The organism is Luteimonas soli (assembly GCF_042648865.1).
GTDB lineage: Bacteria > Pseudomonadota > Gammaproteobacteria > Xanthomonadales > Xanthomonadaceae > Luteimonas > Luteimonas soli.
The window spans coordinates 265,730-281,825 of the sequence record NZ_JBHRYA010000007.1 but is presented as its reverse complement, the minus strand read 5'-3'; the positions used below and the strand labels follow the sequence as shown (position 1 = coordinate 281,825).

The window sequence follows — 16,096 nt, the reverse complement described above, 5'->3', positions numbered from 1 at the left end:
TTCGATCCACGAGAAATGCTGATGGCAACAGCAGGGAATGGACGCTCCATGGAAATCCTCGAGACAGCGCACAGCCTCGCCGTCGACGGAGCGACCTTGGTGCTCAGATGTGAGACTTGGAGAAACAATGCGCTCGCTGCGGAGATATTCAGCTGACCGACCGTGCAGCGCGCTCAGGCAGGGTGGCCGGGAGGGCTCTCACTCGCGACAACGCGTTGCTTTCCGTTGCAGTACCGCCACTCGCGGTTCTCAGAGCGGGTGCTCGGAGGAGTGGCTCGACCTGCGCTCGAAAACGCCAACGTCTCGCTGCTCGAGCGGCACTTGCAGGGCTCGTCGATGTCCGCTTTGGGTCGAAAGCGGCCCCTACGAACCAAGCCGCCACCCTAATCCTGACCAACGACTTGCATGCCGCCCCAGCGCCGTCTCGATCACCTCGGCGCTTCCCGCAACATGCAACTCCTTCCGTGCACGCGTAATGCCGGTGTAGACCAGTTCGCGCGAGAGCACGCGGTTGTCGCGGGCGGGGAGCAGCAGCCAGACGTCGTCGAACTCGCTGCCCTGGGCCTTGTGCACGGTGGTGGCGAAGGCGGTGTCGTGTTGCGGCAGCTGGCCGGGTGACCACGGGACCAGCTGGCCGTCCTGTTCGAACCAGACCACGGGGTGGCCGTCGGCGTCGGGCCAGCACACGCCGGTGTCGCCGTTGAACAGGCGGTGGCGGTAGCTGTTGGCGGTGACCATCAGCAGGCGGCCGCGGAACCAGGCGTCGCCGTGGCCGAGGCGGCGGGCGAACCAGGCGTTCCAGGCGGCGGCGCCGGCGGGGCCGTGGCGCAGGGCGGTGAGCACGCGCACGCGGGCGGCCAGGCGCAGGGCGGCCCGCGGGTCTTCGGCCTGGGCCAGGGCGCGGTAGGCGGGCAGGACTTCGGTTTCGAGGTGGCGTTCGAGCGCGGTGGGCGGGGCGTCGATCCAGTGCACGCCGTCGGTGCCGTTGCGCAGCAGGTTGAGCGCGTCGGCGGCTTCGCCGTGCTGCACGGCGCGGGCGAGCTTGGCGACACCGGCGGCGTTGGCCTGGCGGTAGCCGCGGGTGAGGTGGATGCGGTGGCCGGTGAGTGGGGCGGTGACGGCGACCACTTGTTCGTCACTCCCGCGAAGGCGGGAGTCCGTGGACATCGGTTCTTCGTCGCGGAACGTCCATGGATCCCCGCTTTCGCGGGGATGACGATCTGAAAGGTTGTGGGGATGACGATCTGAAAGGTTGTGGGGATGATGATCTGAAGGGTCGCCGGACGCGGCGAGAGCTTCGAACTCCGCCGGCACGGCGAGGCCGTCGCCGGCGGCGGCGCACAGGGCGCCGAGGACGTCGCCGGCTTCCACGGCGGGCAGCTGGTCGGGGTCGCCGAGCAATACCAGGCGTGCGTCGGGGGCGACCGCGTCGACCAGCCGGGCCATCATCGGCAGGTCGACCATCGAGGCTTCGTCCACCACCACCACGTCGTAGGGCAGCGGCAGCGCGGCGTCGTGGCGGAAGGCGCCGCTGCGCTGCCAGCCGAGCAGGCGGTGCAGGGTCTGCGCCTGGCGCGGGACGCGCGCGGCGATGTCGGCGTCGAGGCGGCCGGCTTCGACATCGCGCGTGAGGGCATCGGCGACGGCTTCGCCCAGGCGCGCGGCGGCGCGGCCGGTGGGAGCGGCCAGTGCGATGCGCACGATTTGCGCCTCATCGGTGGGCGTGCGCGCGGCGAGCAGCGCGAGCATGCGCGCGACGGTGGTGGTCTTGCCGGTGCCGGGCCCGCCGGTGACCAGGGTGAGGCGCTGGCGCAGCACGGTCCACGCGGCCAGCGCCTGGCGGTCGACCTGTAGGGCGGGTCTTGACCCGCCGCTGTTGTCGCCATTGTTGCTGTCGTCGCCGCTGCTCCGGGTCCGTGCATCGCCATCGTCGGGATGGCGGGTCAAGACCCGCCCTACGGGCAATGCGAACAGGCGCGCGAGCGCGTCGTCGTCCACGGCTTCGGCAACCACGCCGCGGCGGTTGCGCAGTGCGTCGGCGAGGCGTTGTTCGTAGCGCGCGTAGCGGCGCAGGGCGACCATGTCGTGCTCGAACACCAGCGGCGCGGAGGCCTCGGTGCCGGCCGCGACCAGCGGGCTGGCGCGCAGCGCGTCGGCCCAGGCGTCGGCGTCGGGCAGCGCGGCGTCGGCGTCGAGTTCGTCGAGCAGGGCGCGTGCGCCGGCCAGCGGGAAGCCGCCGTGGCCGAGCGACACCGCGCGCATGGCCAGTGCGCCGGCGAGCGCGACTTCGGGCGTGCCGCCCATGCGCTGCAGCAGGCGCGCGAAGGCGCGGTCGACTTCGCGCAGCGGCGGTGACGGTTTGCCGCGGGCGAGCTGGGCGAGGGTGTCGGCGGCGGTCATGGGGGGGCTCCGGGGCGGGAGCCGTTGGGGGGTGTTGTGCTTCTGCGGCCAAGGAGAAACCCATCCCCACCCAACCCTCCCCTTGAAGGGGAGGGCTTTTGGAGCCGGGCGTTGGGGAGGTGGCGGAGGTGGGTCATGTGATGCCTCCGTCGAACAGGGCGTCCATGGCGTCGATGAGCGCCTGCGTCGGGCGGTCGCGATGGATGCCGCGGGCGTCGTCGCCGGGGACGAGGCCGCGCAGGAACAGGTAGACGGCGCCGCCGAGGTGGCGGGCGGGGTCGTAGGCTTCGCCAAGACGCAGGCGCAGCCAGCGCTGCACGGCGACCAGGTAGATCAGGTACTGCAGGTCGTAGTCGTTGGCGGCGATGGCCTGCGCGCACGCGGCCGGGGCGTAGTCGCCGAGGCGGTTGGTCTTGTAGTCGAGCACGTAATGCGCGCCGGCGTCGTCGCGGTAGAGCAGGTCGACGTAGCCGTGCATCAGGCCTTCGATGGCGCCGCCGCGCGCGGCGGGCGTGGCGCGCGGGTAGCCGTGTTCCTCCAGCAATGCATACAGCGCCGGCACGCGCGTGGCGCGCAGGCGGAAGTGGAACTCCATCTCCGCCACCCGATGCGACGCCGGCAAATGCGCGAGCGTATCGATGCCGGGCAACGGCACGTTGAGCGCGCGCGCGACCAGGTCGCCGACCTGGGCCACGGCGTCCGGCCCTTGTGGCAGGCCGTGGCGGGCGAGCGCGTCGCGGATCGCGTCGTGCGCGGCGTCGGGCGCTTCGGCGACGCCGTCCCACGCAGCGAAGTCGGCGGCTTCGAGCGTGTCGTGCACGACGTTGCCGAACGCCGCGCCGGCCAGCGGCGTGGCGACGGCGTCCGGCGGCGCGGCGGCCGCGGCCTCGTCGTCGGCGCCACGCGCGGGCAGCGCTTCGCGGTGCTCGCCGCGCAGGCCGGAGAAGCTGTACTGGCCGCCGCCGCGCGACAGGCGGGCGGTGGCGGTGCGCGCTTCGGGCGTGTCCGCGCCCTGTTCGCCGGCAGCGGGCGACAGCACGGCCGCCTGCACCGGCGAGGGCATCGCCTGCACCACGATGCGGCCGTTCGACTCCGCGGCCAGCGCGTCGATGTGCGTGCGCATGCCGTCCGGCTGCAGCGTGTCTTCCTTGCGCCCGGCCTTCTCGCCGCCGTGCAGCAGCCAGTGCATGGCGCTGCCGTTGGAGTCGTACGTATGGCCCCAGGTGACGTGCAGCGCAAGGCGCGCGCGGGTCAGGCCGACGTAGAGCAGGCGCAGGTCTTCGGCGCGTTCTTCCTCGTCTTCGCGCGCGAGCCAGGCGTCGTGCCGGGCGGCGTCGCCGAGCACCATGGTCTTGCCCTTGCCACTGCCGCGGTGCTGGTGGAAGTAGTTGGCCGCGGCGCCGTCGTCACCGCGCACGCGGCTGTGGCGCAGCCCGCTGTTGTCGCGGCCGTCGTCGGCGAAGGCGGTGAACGGCAGGAACACCACCGGGTATTCCAGCCCCTTGGCCTTGTGCAGGGTCATCACCTGCACCGCATCGGCGTCGGCGTCCAGGCGCAGGGCGAGGTCGTCGCCCTGCGGCGGCGCGGCGCACTGCTGCGCGAACCAGCGCAGCTGCGCGTGCAGGCCCTGGCTGGCGTCGATGCGCGCCTGCAGCAGCTCGGCCAGGTGCAGCGCGTCGGTGAGCAGGCGGGTGCCGCCGGCCCGGGCCAGGCGCGCGGCGGCGGCGTTGCCGTCCGGGCCATCGAGGTGCTGCCCGTCGAGGAAGGGCATCAGCGCCGGCAGCGGGCCGCGCTGTTGCCAGGCCAGGCCCGCGGCTTCGAAGCGCGCCTGCCAGGCGGGCAGCGCGGGCGTGCCGTCGTCGACCGCCTGGTCGAGCGCGTCGATCGCCGCGGCGTCCAGGCCGAGCAGGCGCGTGGCCAGCGCGGCGCGCACGCGCGCGGCGTCGCCCGGGTGCGCACAGGCGGCGAGCAGGCAGTGCAGTTCGCCCGCAGCCTCGGAGGCGAACACGCTGTCATTGCCCTGGGTGGCGGCGCCGATGCCGGCCGCGGCCAGTGCGTCGCGCACCCACGCGACCTGCTTGTTCTTGCGCACCAGCACGGCGATGTCGGAAGCGCGCACCGCGCGCGTGCCGTCGTTGGCGTGCGGGCCGTCCTTGTCGCGCAGCCGGCCGTGTTCGAGCAGGCGCACGATCTGCGCCACAGTGGTGGCGATCGCGTCGCGGACGTCGTCGTCCTTGGGGCGCTTCTTCTTCGATGCGTCTTCCGGCGGCGGCAGCCAGTGCACGGTCAGGCCGGGCGGCACCGCGCCGTCCACGGTCAGTGCGTCCTCGTCGCCGGTGCGCGCGGCGAGGACGGGGTGGAAGTCGATGTCGGAACGGAACGGCTTCGGCCTGTGCGTGAACAGCGCCTCGATCGCGCCGAGCACCGCGGGCCGCGAGCGGTAGTTGGTGTCGAGGCTGTCCTTGCCGCCGTGCTCGTCCACGTACTTGCACGCGGCGAGGTAGGTGTCCAGGTCGCCGCCGCGGAAGGCATAGATCGCCTGCTTGGGGTCGCCGACCAGGCCAAGCAGCGGCGGCTCCGCCTCGCCGTGCTGCACGCGCGCGGTGCCGGCCTCGTACAGGCGGCGGAAGATCGCCCACTGCTGCGGATCGGTGTCCTGGAACTCGTCGACCAGCGCCACCGGCCAGCGCGCGGCGACCGCGGCGGCGAAGCGCGCGCCGGCCATCGCGGCGTGCATGCGTTCGAGCAACTGGTCCTGGCTGCGCTCGCGGCGGCGCGCCAGCTCCGCGGCGAAGCGCGTGCGGGCGTCGTCGCGCAGCGCGTGCAGCCATTGCGCGATGTCGGAGGCATCGGCCGCGGGCAGCAGCGCGCGCGCCGGGTCGCAGATGCCGGGCAGGTCGCCGGCCAGGTCGCCGGGCGTCTTCCACAGCGCGCGCAGGTGGCGGGCGTCGTCTTCGCCGCCGGTGTTGGCGCGGCGCCACAGGTCCGCGGCGACCTCGGCCCAGGCCTCGCGCGGATCATCGATGACGGACTCGTCGCCGATGCTGCCGGCGATGAAGCCGAACTCGCGCAGCGCGCGCTGGCAGAAGCCGTGGATCGTCGACACCGATGCTTCATCCAGCTGCACCAACGCGGCGGCCAGGCGCGCGCGCACGCTGGCGTCGCCGCCGGCGGCAACTGCTTGCGTGATGATCGCCGCGGTCTGGCGCTCCTCGTCATCGCGCGGCGCGCCGCCGCCGAGCAGGAACTCGGCGTCGCGCAGGCGGCGGCGGATGCGTTCGCGCAGCTCGGCGGTCGCGGCGCGGGTGAAGGTCACCGCGAGCAGGTTCGGCAGCGGCACGCCGCGCTCGAGCAGCAGGCGCAGGATCCACGCGGTCATGGCGAAGGTCTTGCCGGTGCCTGCGCTGGCCTCGACCAGGTGCACGCCGGACAGCGGCAGGCGCAGGGCGAGGTCGTCGGGCGCGGGGGTGGCGCTCGGCGCGGTCATGCCTCACCGCCTTCGAACACGCGCCGCGCCAGCGTGACGAATTCGCGGCCGTTGGCGTCGTCGCGCGCGGCGAGCATGCCGTGCGGGCGGAACGCGAGCCGGAACCAGGCGTCGTGGCCGTCGCCAAAGCCGTTGCGGTCTTCGAATACGTCACACGCCGCCTTCCACGCCGCGCCCTCACCCTTGTCCAGCTTTTCGAGCCATGCGAACGCGGCATCCGGCGCGAACGGCAGCGGCCGCGTCCGGCCTTCCCGCCACAGCGCGGCAAGGTCGGCCAGCCGCGCGGTGGCCGCCTCCGGCGCCAGCGACGGCATGTCGCCGGTCGCCAGGTCCAGCGTGCCGTCGCGCGCGGACTCGAGCCAGAACAGGCGCGTGCGCGCGTCTTCGCCGAGCACCGCGGCCAGCGCGAGATGCTCCAGCAGCCCGCGCAGCCAGTGCTTGCCCTTCAGGCTGCCGGCCAGCGCCACGGCGCGCCGGCCTTCGTGCACGTCGGCAATGCGCGCGTCGAGCAGCAGGCCGGGCAGCGCGATGGCGCGTTCGATACGAGCCGCCGGTGCGTCGCCGCGCCACTCCATCACGGCTTCGCGCAGCAGCGTCGCGCGCGTGCGCGCATCGGCCGCGAAGCCGGCGCCCTCGTGCCCCGGCGGCAGCAGCCCGCGCGCGCGCAGGGCGGTATCGTTGTGCTCGCGTTCGATCAGCGCGGTTACCACCTGGTGGCGCAGCAGCGCGTTGTCGCCCTGCGGTTCGCGGTCGTCGCCGCGTGCGTCGTCGCGGTACGGCAGCGCCATGTCCAGGCGTCCACGCAGGAAGCCGCGCGCCGGGTTGCGCAGGAAGGACTGCAGCTCCTGCAGGGTGAGCGCGTCGGCTTCGCCATCGTCGCGCGCCGCCAGCGCGGTGGCCGCGAACGGCGTTGCCGGCTGCAGCGCGCCGCCGCGCGCCGGCTGCCACCACTGCGCGCGGTACGAGAAGCGCCGTAGCGCGACGTCGGATGCCTGCTCGCCTGGCATCGGCGCGCCGAAGGCCTGCGGCGAGAACGGCTGCAGCGGGTGCGACAGCACCAGCCGTTGCCGCGCATCCTGTCCCGGCGGCAGGTAGCGCTGCGCGACGTCGAGCAGTTCGGACACCAGCGCGGACGGTTCGCGCACGCTGCCGTCGCGCGCGTCGCGGCCGCCATAGCTGACGTGGAACGCGTCGCCGGCCGCGGCCAGCAGCTGCAGGAACAGGAAGCGGTCGTCCTCGCGCACCGAGCGGTCGCCGAGCCGGCGTCCGCCGCGCACACTCCCGGACGCCAGGCGGTTGACGTCGCCCGGCGGCTCGCGCCGGGGAAACGCCTCGGCGTCCATGCCCAGCAGGCAGATCGCGCGGAACGGCACCGTGCGCAGCGGCACCATGCCGGCGAAGGTGACACCGCCGCCGAGGAAAGGCTGGTGCGGGGACGGCGCCTGCAACGCTTCATCGAGCGCGGCGCGGACCACGTCCAGCGGCAGCGGGCCGGTACCTGCCGCCTGCGCGGCGAAGCCGTCGAGCGCTTCGAGCACGATGCGCCGCGCCTGCTGCTCGCCATCGTCGCGTGCGATCGCAGGCAGCAGCGCGGTGAATTCTCCGGCCAGCCGCCGGCGCCACTCCTCGGCCGGATGCGGCTCGCGCAGCCACGCGGACAGCCGGTGCAGGCGTGCAAGCAGCGATACCAGCGCGTCCAGGCGCCCGGCATCGCCGCCCTCGGCCACGGCACAGGGCGCGATGCCTGCGACGTCGTCGCTGCCTTCGCCGGTCGCGTAGCCGAGCAGCAGCCGGTCCAGGCCGAAGGCGAAGCTGTGCTCGCGCCAGCGGCCCACGCCCAGCGCCTCGCGGTGGGCCTCGTCCTCGCCCCAGGCGATGCCGGCGGCGGCGAACCAGTCGTCGATGCGGTCGAGGTCGGTCTCGGACAGCTCGAACGCGGCCATCACCTGCGGCACCGCGAGCAGGTCGCGCACTTCGGATGCCGTGCGCCGGGCCTCGCGCAGGTCGAGCAGCGACAGGAACATCGCCACCAGCGGATGCGCCTGCGCCTGCGGGCGGTCGGACAGGGTGTGCGGGATATGCAGCGGGTCGTCGCCCGGCACGCCGCCGAACACGGCGCGCACCAGCGGCAGGTAGTCGCCGATGTTGGGCGCGAGCACGGCGATCTCGCGCGGCTGCAGCGGCGGGTCGAAGCGTGCGCCTTCGTCGGTGGCCGGGTCGAGCATCGCGCGCAGGCGGTCGTGCAGCACTTCCACCTCGCGCAGGCGCGAGTGGCAGGCGTGGACCTGGATGGACTGGTCGCGCGGGTGCAGTTCGAGCGGCGCCGGCGCGGTGCGTGCGAACACGTCGGCCTGCAGCGCGTGCAGCAGGGTGTCGCGCGACGGTTCGCGGTAGAGCTCGATCTCGGTGTCCGGCTGCACCAGGTCGTAGGCGAACAGCTGCGCGTCGAACTCGCGCCCCGCCGCGCCCCAGGCCTGCAGCAGCGGGTTGTCGTGCGCGGCGGCGGCGAGCGCTTCGGGCAGCGCGTCCGGTCCGTCGCGACGGAGGACGACGCGCAGCGCCTCGACGTCGCCCCAGTACGCCGCGCTGGGCGAAGGCCGATGGAAATCCAGTTCGATCGTCTGCGCGCACACCGCGAGCAGGCGCAGCACGTCGGGCGAGACGTGCACGGTGCCGAAGGCGGTCATCCGCGCCGGCACGCCGGGCGGCGGCGTGCCGCTGCCGTCGTGGCGGCGCAGCCAGTCACCGAGCAGGCGCGAGCGCGGCGGGCCGGCGCCGTCGTCGAGCAGGCGTCGCCAGAGGGTCGCCTGCCAGTCGTCGGGGTCGCGGCCGGCTTCCCACTCCTCCAGCCAGCCGCGACGGTAGGCCTGGTAGCGGTCGAAGGCAGCGGCGAGGGCTTCGGCCAGGTGCCAGCGCGCGAGTTCCTGCGAACCCGGTGCGCGGCGCAGGTGTTCGGCGACCTCCGGCGGCGCGTCGTCGCCGAGCAGCGCGTACAGCCGCCAGCGCAGGCGCGCGCCATCCCAGGGCGAGGTTTCGGGCAGCTCCGGCCGGTCGGCGCGCAGCAGTTCCCAGGTGAACTCGGACGGCGTCTGGAAACGCAGGTTGGCGGCAATGCCCAGGTGGCGGGCGAGCCAGGCCTGCAGCCAGCGGCGCAGGGTCGGCTGCGGGATCAGGATCGTGTCCGGCCACAACGGCGCGTCTTCGGCCACCGGCCGCGAAAGCCGCCCGGCCAGGTGGCGGGCGAGTGCTTCGAGGCGATTGCTGCTTACGAGGTGGAAGCCGGCGGCATCGGGCATCCGGGCATGATGCCGGAGGGTGGTCGCATGTCGCGATACGAAGATGTCGGACGCCGCCGCCCATTGACGTAGGTCGGGGCTACGCCCCCGACGGCTTTGCCTCGGCTCGGATGCAGCGAGTGCGCGCGTGACGGCGCACGGGCGTCGGGGGCGTAGCCCCGACCTACGTGGGAGCGATGTCGTGCCGCGTTTATGCCCCCGACGCCGGATTGCGCGATAATTCCTGTACTGTCCGGTTCAGCGACTCCAGCCCTGTTCAGCCGGATTTGCCCATGCTGCGCAGGATTTCGTCCGCATGATGCGGCCCCGCTTCCGAGCCCTCCCCCGCATGCCCGCCGCAACGCCAACGCAAGACATCGCCGTGCGCCTGACCGACGTCCGCCTCGACCGCGGGACGCGGACGGTGCTGTCCGGGATCGACCTTGCGGTGCCGCGCGGCAGCATCACCGCGGTGCTGGGACCGTCGGGCAGCGGCAAGTCGACGCTGCTGGCGGCGCTGACCGGCGAGCTGGTGCCGGCGGCGGGCACGGTGGAGGTGTTCGGCCAGCCGGTGCCGCGCCGACAGCGCGCGCTGCTGGAGCTGCGCAAGGGCATCGGCGTGCTGCTGCAGGGCAACGGCCTGCTGACCGACCTGACCGCGGCCGAGAACGTCGCCCTGCCCCTGCGCACGCATACGAAACTGCCGCGGCCGGTGATCGACCGCCTGGTGGCGATGAAGCTGCACGCGGTGGGCCTGCGCACTGCCGGCGAGTTGTATCCGCGCGAGCTGTCCGGCGGCATGGCGCGCCGGGTGGCACTGGCGCGGGCGCTGGCGCTGGATCCGCCGCTGATGGTCTACGACGAACCGCTGACCGGGCTGGACCCGATTGCATCGGGCGTGATCATGAGCCTGATCTCGCGCCTCAACGACAGCCTCGGCCTGACCAGCATCATCGTCACCCACCACGTGCACGAGACGCTGCCGGTGGCCGACCGCGCGATCGTGATCGCCAACGGCCGGATCGTGTTTTCCGGCACGCCGGCGGAACTGGAAGCGACGGACGACCCGCTGGTGCTGCAGTTCCTGCGCGGCGAGCCGGACGGGCCGATTGCGTTCGATACGGCCGAACGGGAGCGCGCGGCATGAGCGCGACGACGCAGGCCGCTTGTCTTCCCCCTTTGCAAAAGGGGGACAGAGGGGGATTTGCTTCTGGTCTTGGCCAAGGCCACGGAGCAAATCCCCCATACCCCCTTTTTCAAAGGGGGCAAAAGCAGCGTCCGGTTCGCTGGACGGTTTCGTTCGCCATGCCATTGCGGGTCGCCCCATGCCTTTCGTAGCCGCCACCCGCTCGCTCGGCCGCGCCGGGCTGTTCTCGCTTTCGGTGCTGCGCGCGTCGAAGCCGACCGCGGACTTCTTCGCCGAGCTGCTGCGCGAGATCTACAAGATCGGCGCGCGCTCGCTGCCGATCATCGCGGTCGGCGGCGCCTTCGTCGGGCTGTCGGTGACGCTGCTGGGCTACCGCGCGCTGGAAACCTACGGCGCGGCGAACCAGATCAGCGCGCTGGTCGGCCTGGGCCTGTACCGCGAGCTGGCGCCGGTGCTGACCGCGCTGCTGTTCGTCGGCCGCGCCGGGTCGTCGATCGCCGCCGAACTGGGCCTGATGCGCGCCACCGACCAGATCACCGCGCTCGGGCTGATGGCGATCGATCCGGTCGCGAAAGCCGTCGCGCCGCGGTTCTGGGCGGCGGTGATCTGCGTGCCGCTGCTGACCGCATTCTTCTGCAGCCTCGGCATCACCGCCAGCTACTTCGAGGCGGTGCACGTGATCGGCATCGACGCCGGCACCTTCTGGCAGGTGCTGCGCGACGCGGTCGATTATCGCCACGACTTCATCGTCGCCTTCCAGAAGGCGGCCGTGTTCGGCGGCACCGCGGCGCTGGTGGCCTGCTACGTGGGCTACCACGCCGAGCCGACGATCGAGGGCACCTCGGTGGCGACCACGCGCGCGGTGGTCAACGCGTCGTTGCTGGTGCTGATGTTCAACTTCGTGCTGTCAGCATTGCTGTTCCGATGAGCCGGTCGCACAGCCACGCATTTGATCGTCATCCCCGCCTGCGCGGGAATGACGGCAACGGAAAGAACCTGAGGACTTCAACATGACAACCCGCGGTCCACGTCTCGAATTCGCGGTCGGTGCGTTCCTGCTGCTGGCGCTGGCTTCGCTGCTGGTGCTGGCGATCGCCTCGACCAACGGCAAGTTCGGCTTCGGCGGCGACACCTACGAGCTGACGGCGCGCTTCACCAACATCGGGCCGCTGCGGCCGATGGCGCCGGTGAAGATCGGCGGCGTCACCATCGGCCGGGTCGGCGAGATCACGCTCGATCCGGTCAAGCTCGACTCGGTGGTCACGCTCGACATCGACAACCGCTACCAGGACCTGTCGATCGACACCTCGGCGGGCATCCTCACCAATGGCCTGCTCGGCGAGAGTTACATCGGCCTGCAGCCGGGCGGGGACCCGGAGTCCTTGAAACCGGGCGAAGAGATCGCATTCACCACGCCTGCGGTCGACATCATCCAGATGGTCGGCAAGTACATGTTCAGCGGCGGCGGCGACAATGCCGCGGCCGCGCCGGCCGATGCCGGCAACGCGGCACCGCAGTCCCCCTCCCCCATGGAAACCCCCCAGCCATGAACCGCAAGCTCGTTCCCCTCCTCGTCGCCGGCGCGCTGCTGGCCACGGTGCCGGGCCTGGCCCCGGTCCACGCCGCCCCGCAGGCCGATTCGGCCGTGCGCGTGGCTTCGCCCAGCAAGCTGGTGCTCGACAACAGCGAACGCATCCTGTCCACGCTGGAAAGCCGTCGCGCCGAGTTCACGAAGAACCCCGCGGCGCTGCGCCAGTTCGTCAGCAGCGAATTCGACAACATGTTCGACAGCGACTACGCCGCGCGGCAGGTGCTCGGCCGCCACGGACGCGGCGCGTCGGCCGAGGACATCAGCGCCTTTGGCGATGCGCTCGCCGAGAACCTGATGCAGCGCTACGGCTCGTCGCTGCTGAGCTTCAACACCAAGCTGCGCGTGCGGGTGAAGTCCGAGACCCCGCTGCCGCGCGGCCTGGGCGTGAAGGTGTCCAGCGAAATGCTGCGCAGCGACGGCGAGGCGATCCCGGTCGACTACCTGATGCGCATGTCCGGCGGCCAGTGGAAGGTGTTCGACGTGATGGTCGAGGGCGTGTCGTTCGTGCAGACCTTCCGCCAGCAGTTCGACCAGGAGCTGCAGAACAAGTCGATCGCGCAGGTCGCCGCCGAGCTGCGCAAGGGCCAGCTCAACGCGAATGCCGAGAAGTAGTTCCAGCGTGCGCCGCGACGGCGACGCGCTGGTGTTCGCCGGCGCGCTGCTGCGCGAGGACGTGGCCGCGCTTTGGCGGCCCGCGTCGAATGCGCTCGACGGCGTCCGGCGGCTCGACGTGAGCGCGGTCGAGCGCATCGACAGCGCCGGCCTGGCCTTGTTGGCCGAGCTCGCCGCGCGCGCCGGTGGCGAAGTCGCCGTCGACGGTACGCCGGAAGGGCTGGCCGAACTGCGCGGCGCGTACCGGCTGTCGCCCGCACTCGGCTTCGCGGCCTGAGCCGCTTTCGACCCGGTGACCTGGATGTCCCTCCCCTCCCCCGAATCCTGCGAATCGAATCCATGACCCGTCACGCCGCCTTCCGAGCAATGCTCGCCGCATCGCTGGCCCTGACGCTCGGCGCCTGCGCCAGCCACAGCGGCGTGCGCGACGACGCGCCGCCGCCGCCGGTGGGAAGCGCGGCCCCGGCGATGGTTGCACCGGGCGCGGCAGACGGTGCGCCCGCGCCCGCGGAGCTTCCGGCCGCAGGTGCCGCCGAAACGACGACGGCGCCGACCGACGAGGCAGCGCCGGCCGCCGCGCCGCAGGTCGATCCTGCCGCGGCAGCCGGGGACGGCACGCCCACCCAGGCCGAACTCGACTACGCCGCGATCTACGGCGAGCCGCCCTACGATCCGGTCTACGACGACACCCTGCCCACGCCGGCACAGCTGCCGAAGAGCTACGACCCGTGGGAAGGCATGAACCGCCGCGTGCACACGTTCAACAATGCCGTCGACCGCACGATCGCCAAGCCGCTCGCCAAGGCCTACGCGAAGGTGGTGCCGCGGCCGATCCGGCTGGGCGTGAGCAACTTCTTCCACAACCTCGGCCAGCCGATCAGCGCGCTCAACGCGCTGCTGCAGGGCAAGCCGAAGCAGGCCGGGCAGTCGCTGGCGCGCTTCGCGATCAACAGCACGCTGGGGATCGGCGGCATCTTCGACCCGGCCAGCGACGCGAAGCTGCCCAACAAGAGCGAGGACTTCGGCCAGACGCTGGGCGTGTGGGGGTGGAAGACCTCGCGCTACGTCGAGCTGCCGCTGTTCGGCCCGCGCACGGTGCGCGACACCTTCGGCCTGGTCGGCGACGGCCAGCTGTCGCCGATCCGCCAGGTGGAGGACGACAAGACGCGCGTGTTCCTGCAGGGCCTGCAGCTGGTGGACGTGCGCACGCAGCTGTTTGCCGTCGACAGCATGCGCGCCGGCGCGGTCGACGATTACGCGCTGGTGCGCGACGCGTGGCTGCAGCGCCGCAACTACCAGATCTCCGGCGACCGCGAGCAGAAGGAAGACGACTCGCTGCCCGACTACCTGCGCGAGGACAGCGCCAACCCGACGGTGCCGGTGGACGTGATGCCGATCATTCCGGGCGCGCCGACGAACTGATCGTCGGCTTTGTGGCCGCGAGCTTCTAGCTCCCTCCCCTGCGAAGGCAGGGGAGGGTTGGGGAGGGGTGCCGTTGGGATCAGCCCGAACCGTGGGCACCCCCTCCCAGCCTCCCCCTGCCTTCGCAGGGGGAGGGGCCAAGGCAAAAGCTCGCGGTTCAAACCGCTCCTACAAAGCAGCGCGGCTACAAAAGCAGCGCGGCGAGGGCCTCACTCGCCGTCTTCGCCCAGCAGCTTCTGCGCCTCGGCGCCCGGCAATGTTTCCACGCCCTTGAGCTGCTTCTCGATCGCGCGCGTGCGCACACCTGCAGCCTTGATGCTGTTCTGCACCGTGTCCAGCTGCCCGTGCGCTTTCTCCAGCACGCCGGCGAACTTGCCGAACTCGGCCTTCACCGCGCCCAGCAGCTGCCACACCTCGCTCGAGCGCTGTTCGATCGCCAGCGTGCGGAAGCCCATCTGCAGGCTGTTGAGCAGCGCCAGCAGCGTGGTCGGCCCGACTAGGGTGACGCGGAACTCGCGCTGCAGGCCGTCGAACAATCCGGGCCGGCGCAGCACTTCGGCGTACAGGCCCTCGGTGGGAAGGAACAGCAGCGCGAAGTCGGTGGTGTGCGGCGGCGCAAGGTACTTGTCGCGGATGCGCTTGGCTTCCACTCGCACCTGGCGTTCGAGCGCGGTCGCCGCGGCCGACACCGCGTCGGCATCGGCGCGGTCGTGCGCGTCCATCAGCCGCTCGTAGTCCTCGCGCGGGAACTTGGCGTCGATCGGCAGCCGGATCGGCTGATCGGCGTGGGTGCCGGGCAGCTTGACCGCGAACTCCACCCGCTCGCTGCTGCCGGGCACGGTGACGCAGTTGGTTTCGTACTGCTCGACCGTCAGCACCTGTTCGAGCAGTGCGCCCAGCTGCACCTCGCCGAAGGTGCCGCGGGTCTTGACGTTGCCGAGCACGCGCTTGAGGTCGCCCACGCCGACCGCCAGCTGCTGCATCTCGCCGAGGCCGCGCTGCACCGCTTCCAGCCGCTCGGACACCAGCTTGAACGACGCGTCCAGGCGCGTGTTGAGGGTGGACTGCAGCTTCTCGTCGACAGTGGCGCGCATCTGTTCGAGCTTGTGCGCGTTGTCGGCCTGCAGCGCCTTGAGCTGCGATTCGAGCGTGGCGCGCATCTCGCCGATGCGCTGTTCGTTGCGCTGGGTCAGTTCGGCCAGGCGCTGGCCGAGGGTGTCGGCGAAGCGCTGCTGCAGGTCCGCGCCTTCGCTGCGCGCCTTGCGCGCGTCTTCGGTGAGCGTCTCGCGCAGCACGTCCAGGCGCTGGTCGGTGCGGATGCTGAACTCGGTCAGGCGCGCACCGAAGCCGTCGATGCGCTGCGCCTGGGCCGTCGACAGGCTGTCGAGCTGCTGCCGCAGCTCGCCGCGGCCATCGCGCTGCTCCTCGCGCAGCGCCGCTTCCAGCGCGCGCCCGGGCTTGCGCAGCAGCAGCACGACCAGCAGGACGATCGCCGCGCACACGGCGACCAGCAGGAGCAACAGCAGTTGGGTGTCGGACATGCCGCCAGTGTAAGCGTCCCGGTCGCAGCGAATGCGATCGTTCTTGCCGACCCGGTGGGCGGTGCGTCAGGGCTCGAATTTCGCCAGCGGCTGCGCCACGTCGCACGGCTCGTCGCCGAGCGCGGCATAGTGCTGCAGGACCCACTGCCCGCCGTCCGCGCGATAGGTCCACTCCGTACGCCCGCCGGAGCAGCTCAATACCCGCACCGCGTTGCCATCCGTTGTCACCAGCGGGAACAAGCCCGGCGCCGGCCCGGAGGCCGCCGCGGAAAGCTCCGACTGGCCGGGAAACACCCGCGTCACGCCCAGGCGAAGCGCACCCGGCGTCCCGAGCCCGGGCGCGGCGCGTGCCTGGAGCCATTCGCGCACTTCATGCTGTTCGGGCGAGTCCGCGGCAATGCTGCGTTCCGATGTGATGCGCGTCCAGCCGTCCGACGCCCCCCAGGCGCAGGTACAGGCCAGCATGCAAACGAAAGCGCCGATGCCGTTGTTCCGCAACGTGGTCTTCATGGCGAAACCCCACTTTGCAAGTGAGTTTCCATTCTGTGCCTGTCGGGGACTTCCCATCAAATCGTGCCGCGTAAGACCCGCCCTCAGGAGCCGGCCGCTGGATCGTGCGGC

At 71.9% G+C, this 16,096-nt stretch carries 11 protein-coding genes; 6 read left to right on the top strand and 5 right to left on the bottom strand.

The features are described from left to right. Window positions 1-363: 363 nt before the first annotated feature. From ACFONC_RS08685 to recC, 3 genes are all read right to left on the bottom strand, one after another. Complete coding sequence (locus ACFONC_RS08685; RefSeq protein WP_386743336.1) at window positions 364-2,400, bottom strand: AAA family ATPase; 2,037 nt, start codon at window positions 2,398-2,400, stop codon at window positions 364-366. A gap of 133 nt (window positions 2,401-2,533) precedes the next feature. After that, on the bottom strand, window positions 2,534-5,887 hold the full coding sequence (locus ACFONC_RS08680; RefSeq protein WP_386743335.1) for a UvrD-helicase domain-containing protein: 3,354 nt from the start codon (window positions 5,885-5,887) through the stop codon (window positions 2,534-2,536). Beyond that, complete coding sequence (recC, locus tag ACFONC_RS08675) at window positions 5,884-9,183, bottom strand: exodeoxyribonuclease V subunit gamma (protein WP_386743334.1); 3,300 nt, start codon at window positions 9,181-9,183, stop codon at window positions 5,884-5,886. Before recC ends, ACFONC_RS08680 begins: the two co-directional genes overlap by 4 nt. A gap of 328 nt (window positions 9,184-9,511) precedes the next feature. Between recC and ACFONC_RS08670 the strand changes: the two genes are divergently transcribed. From ACFONC_RS08670 to ACFONC_RS08645, 6 genes are all read left to right on the top strand, one after another. Continuing rightward, window positions 9,512-10,309, top strand: a complete 798-nt coding sequence (locus ACFONC_RS08670; protein ID WP_386743333.1) for an ABC transporter ATP-binding protein — start codon at window positions 9,512-9,514, stop codon at window positions 10,307-10,309. A gap of 178 nt (window positions 10,310-10,487) precedes the next feature. Next, a complete protein-coding gene (locus ACFONC_RS08665) occupies window positions 10,488-11,237 on the top strand; it encodes an MlaE family lipid ABC transporter permease subunit (RefSeq protein WP_386743332.1) in 750 nt (249 codons plus the stop codon). 82 nt (window positions 11,238-11,319) lie between these two features. Continuing rightward, window positions 11,320-11,859, top strand: a complete 540-nt coding sequence (gene mlaD, locus ACFONC_RS08660; RefSeq protein ID WP_386743331.1) for an outer membrane lipid asymmetry maintenance protein MlaD — start codon at window positions 11,320-11,322, stop codon at window positions 11,857-11,859. Then, window positions 11,856-12,512: an MlaC/ttg2D family ABC transporter substrate-binding protein gene (locus ACFONC_RS08655; RefSeq protein ID WP_386743330.1), complete on the top strand. Its 657-nt coding sequence runs from the start codon at window positions 11,856-11,858 to the stop codon at window positions 12,510-12,512. The genes mlaD and ACFONC_RS08655 overlap by 4 nt, the downstream gene beginning before the upstream one ends. Further along, on the top strand, window positions 12,499-12,789 hold the full coding sequence (locus ACFONC_RS08650; RefSeq protein ID WP_386743329.1) for an STAS domain-containing protein: 291 nt from the start codon (window positions 12,499-12,501) through the stop codon (window positions 12,787-12,789). Before ACFONC_RS08655 ends, ACFONC_RS08650 begins: the two co-directional genes overlap by 14 nt. Before the next feature lie 62 nt (window positions 12,790-12,851). Next, a complete protein-coding gene (locus ACFONC_RS08645) occupies window positions 12,852-13,934 on the top strand; it encodes an MlaA family lipoprotein (RefSeq protein ID WP_386743328.1) in 1,083 nt (360 codons plus the stop codon). A 209-nt stretch (window positions 13,935-14,143) separates the two neighbouring features. Here ACFONC_RS08645 and rmuC read toward each other — a convergent pair whose 3' ends face one another. Next, window positions 14,144-15,475 carry a DNA recombination protein RmuC gene (rmuC, locus tag ACFONC_RS08640; RefSeq protein ID WP_386743327.1) on the bottom strand — a complete coding sequence of 444 codons (1,332 nt, stop codon included), beginning with the start codon at window positions 15,473-15,475 and terminating at the stop codon, window positions 14,144-14,146. Window positions 15,476-15,541: 66 nt separating this feature from the next. Then, complete coding sequence (locus tag ACFONC_RS08635) at window positions 15,542-15,985, bottom strand: hypothetical protein (RefSeq protein ID WP_386743326.1); 444 nt, start codon at window positions 15,983-15,985, stop codon at window positions 15,542-15,544. Between the last annotated feature and the right edge of the window lie 111 nt (window positions 15,986-16,096).

Bases quoted from the DNA above. Each gene is read 5' to 3' on its own strand.
- ACFONC_RS08685 (WP_386743336.1), bottom strand. From the start codon at position 2,400: ATGACCGCCGCCGACACCCTCGCCCAGCTCGCCCGCGGCAAACCGTCA.
- ACFONC_RS08680 (WP_386743335.1), bottom strand. From the start codon at position 5,887: ATGACCGCGCCGAGCGCCACCCCCGCGCCCGACGACCTCGCCCTGCGC.
- recC (WP_386743334.1), bottom strand. From the start codon at position 9,183: ATGCCCGATGCCGCCGGCTTCCACCTCGTAAGCAGCAATCGCCTCGAA.
- ACFONC_RS08670 (WP_386743333.1), top strand. From the start codon at position 9,512: ATGCCCGCCGCAACGCCAACGCAAGACATCGCCGTGCGCCTGACCGAC.
- ACFONC_RS08665 (WP_386743332.1), top strand. From the start codon at position 10,488: ATGCCTTTCGTAGCCGCCACCCGCTCGCTCGGCCGCGCCGGGCTGTTC.
- mlaD (WP_386743331.1), top strand. From the start codon at position 11,320: ATGACAACCCGCGGTCCACGTCTCGAATTCGCGGTCGGTGCGTTCCTG.
- ACFONC_RS08655 (WP_386743330.1), top strand. From the start codon at position 11,856: ATGAACCGCAAGCTCGTTCCCCTCCTCGTCGCCGGCGCGCTGCTGGCC.
- ACFONC_RS08650 (WP_386743329.1), top strand. From the start codon at position 12,499: ATGCCGAGAAGTAGTTCCAGCGTGCGCCGCGACGGCGACGCGCTGGTG.
- ACFONC_RS08645 (WP_386743328.1), top strand. From the start codon at position 12,852: ATGACCCGTCACGCCGCCTTCCGAGCAATGCTCGCCGCATCGCTGGCC.
- rmuC (WP_386743327.1), bottom strand. From the start codon at position 15,475: ATGTCCGACACCCAACTGCTGTTGCTCCTGCTGGTCGCCGTGTGCGCG.
- ACFONC_RS08635 (WP_386743326.1), bottom strand. From the start codon at position 15,985: ATGAAGACCACGTTGCGGAACAACGGCATCGGCGCTTTCGTTTGCATG.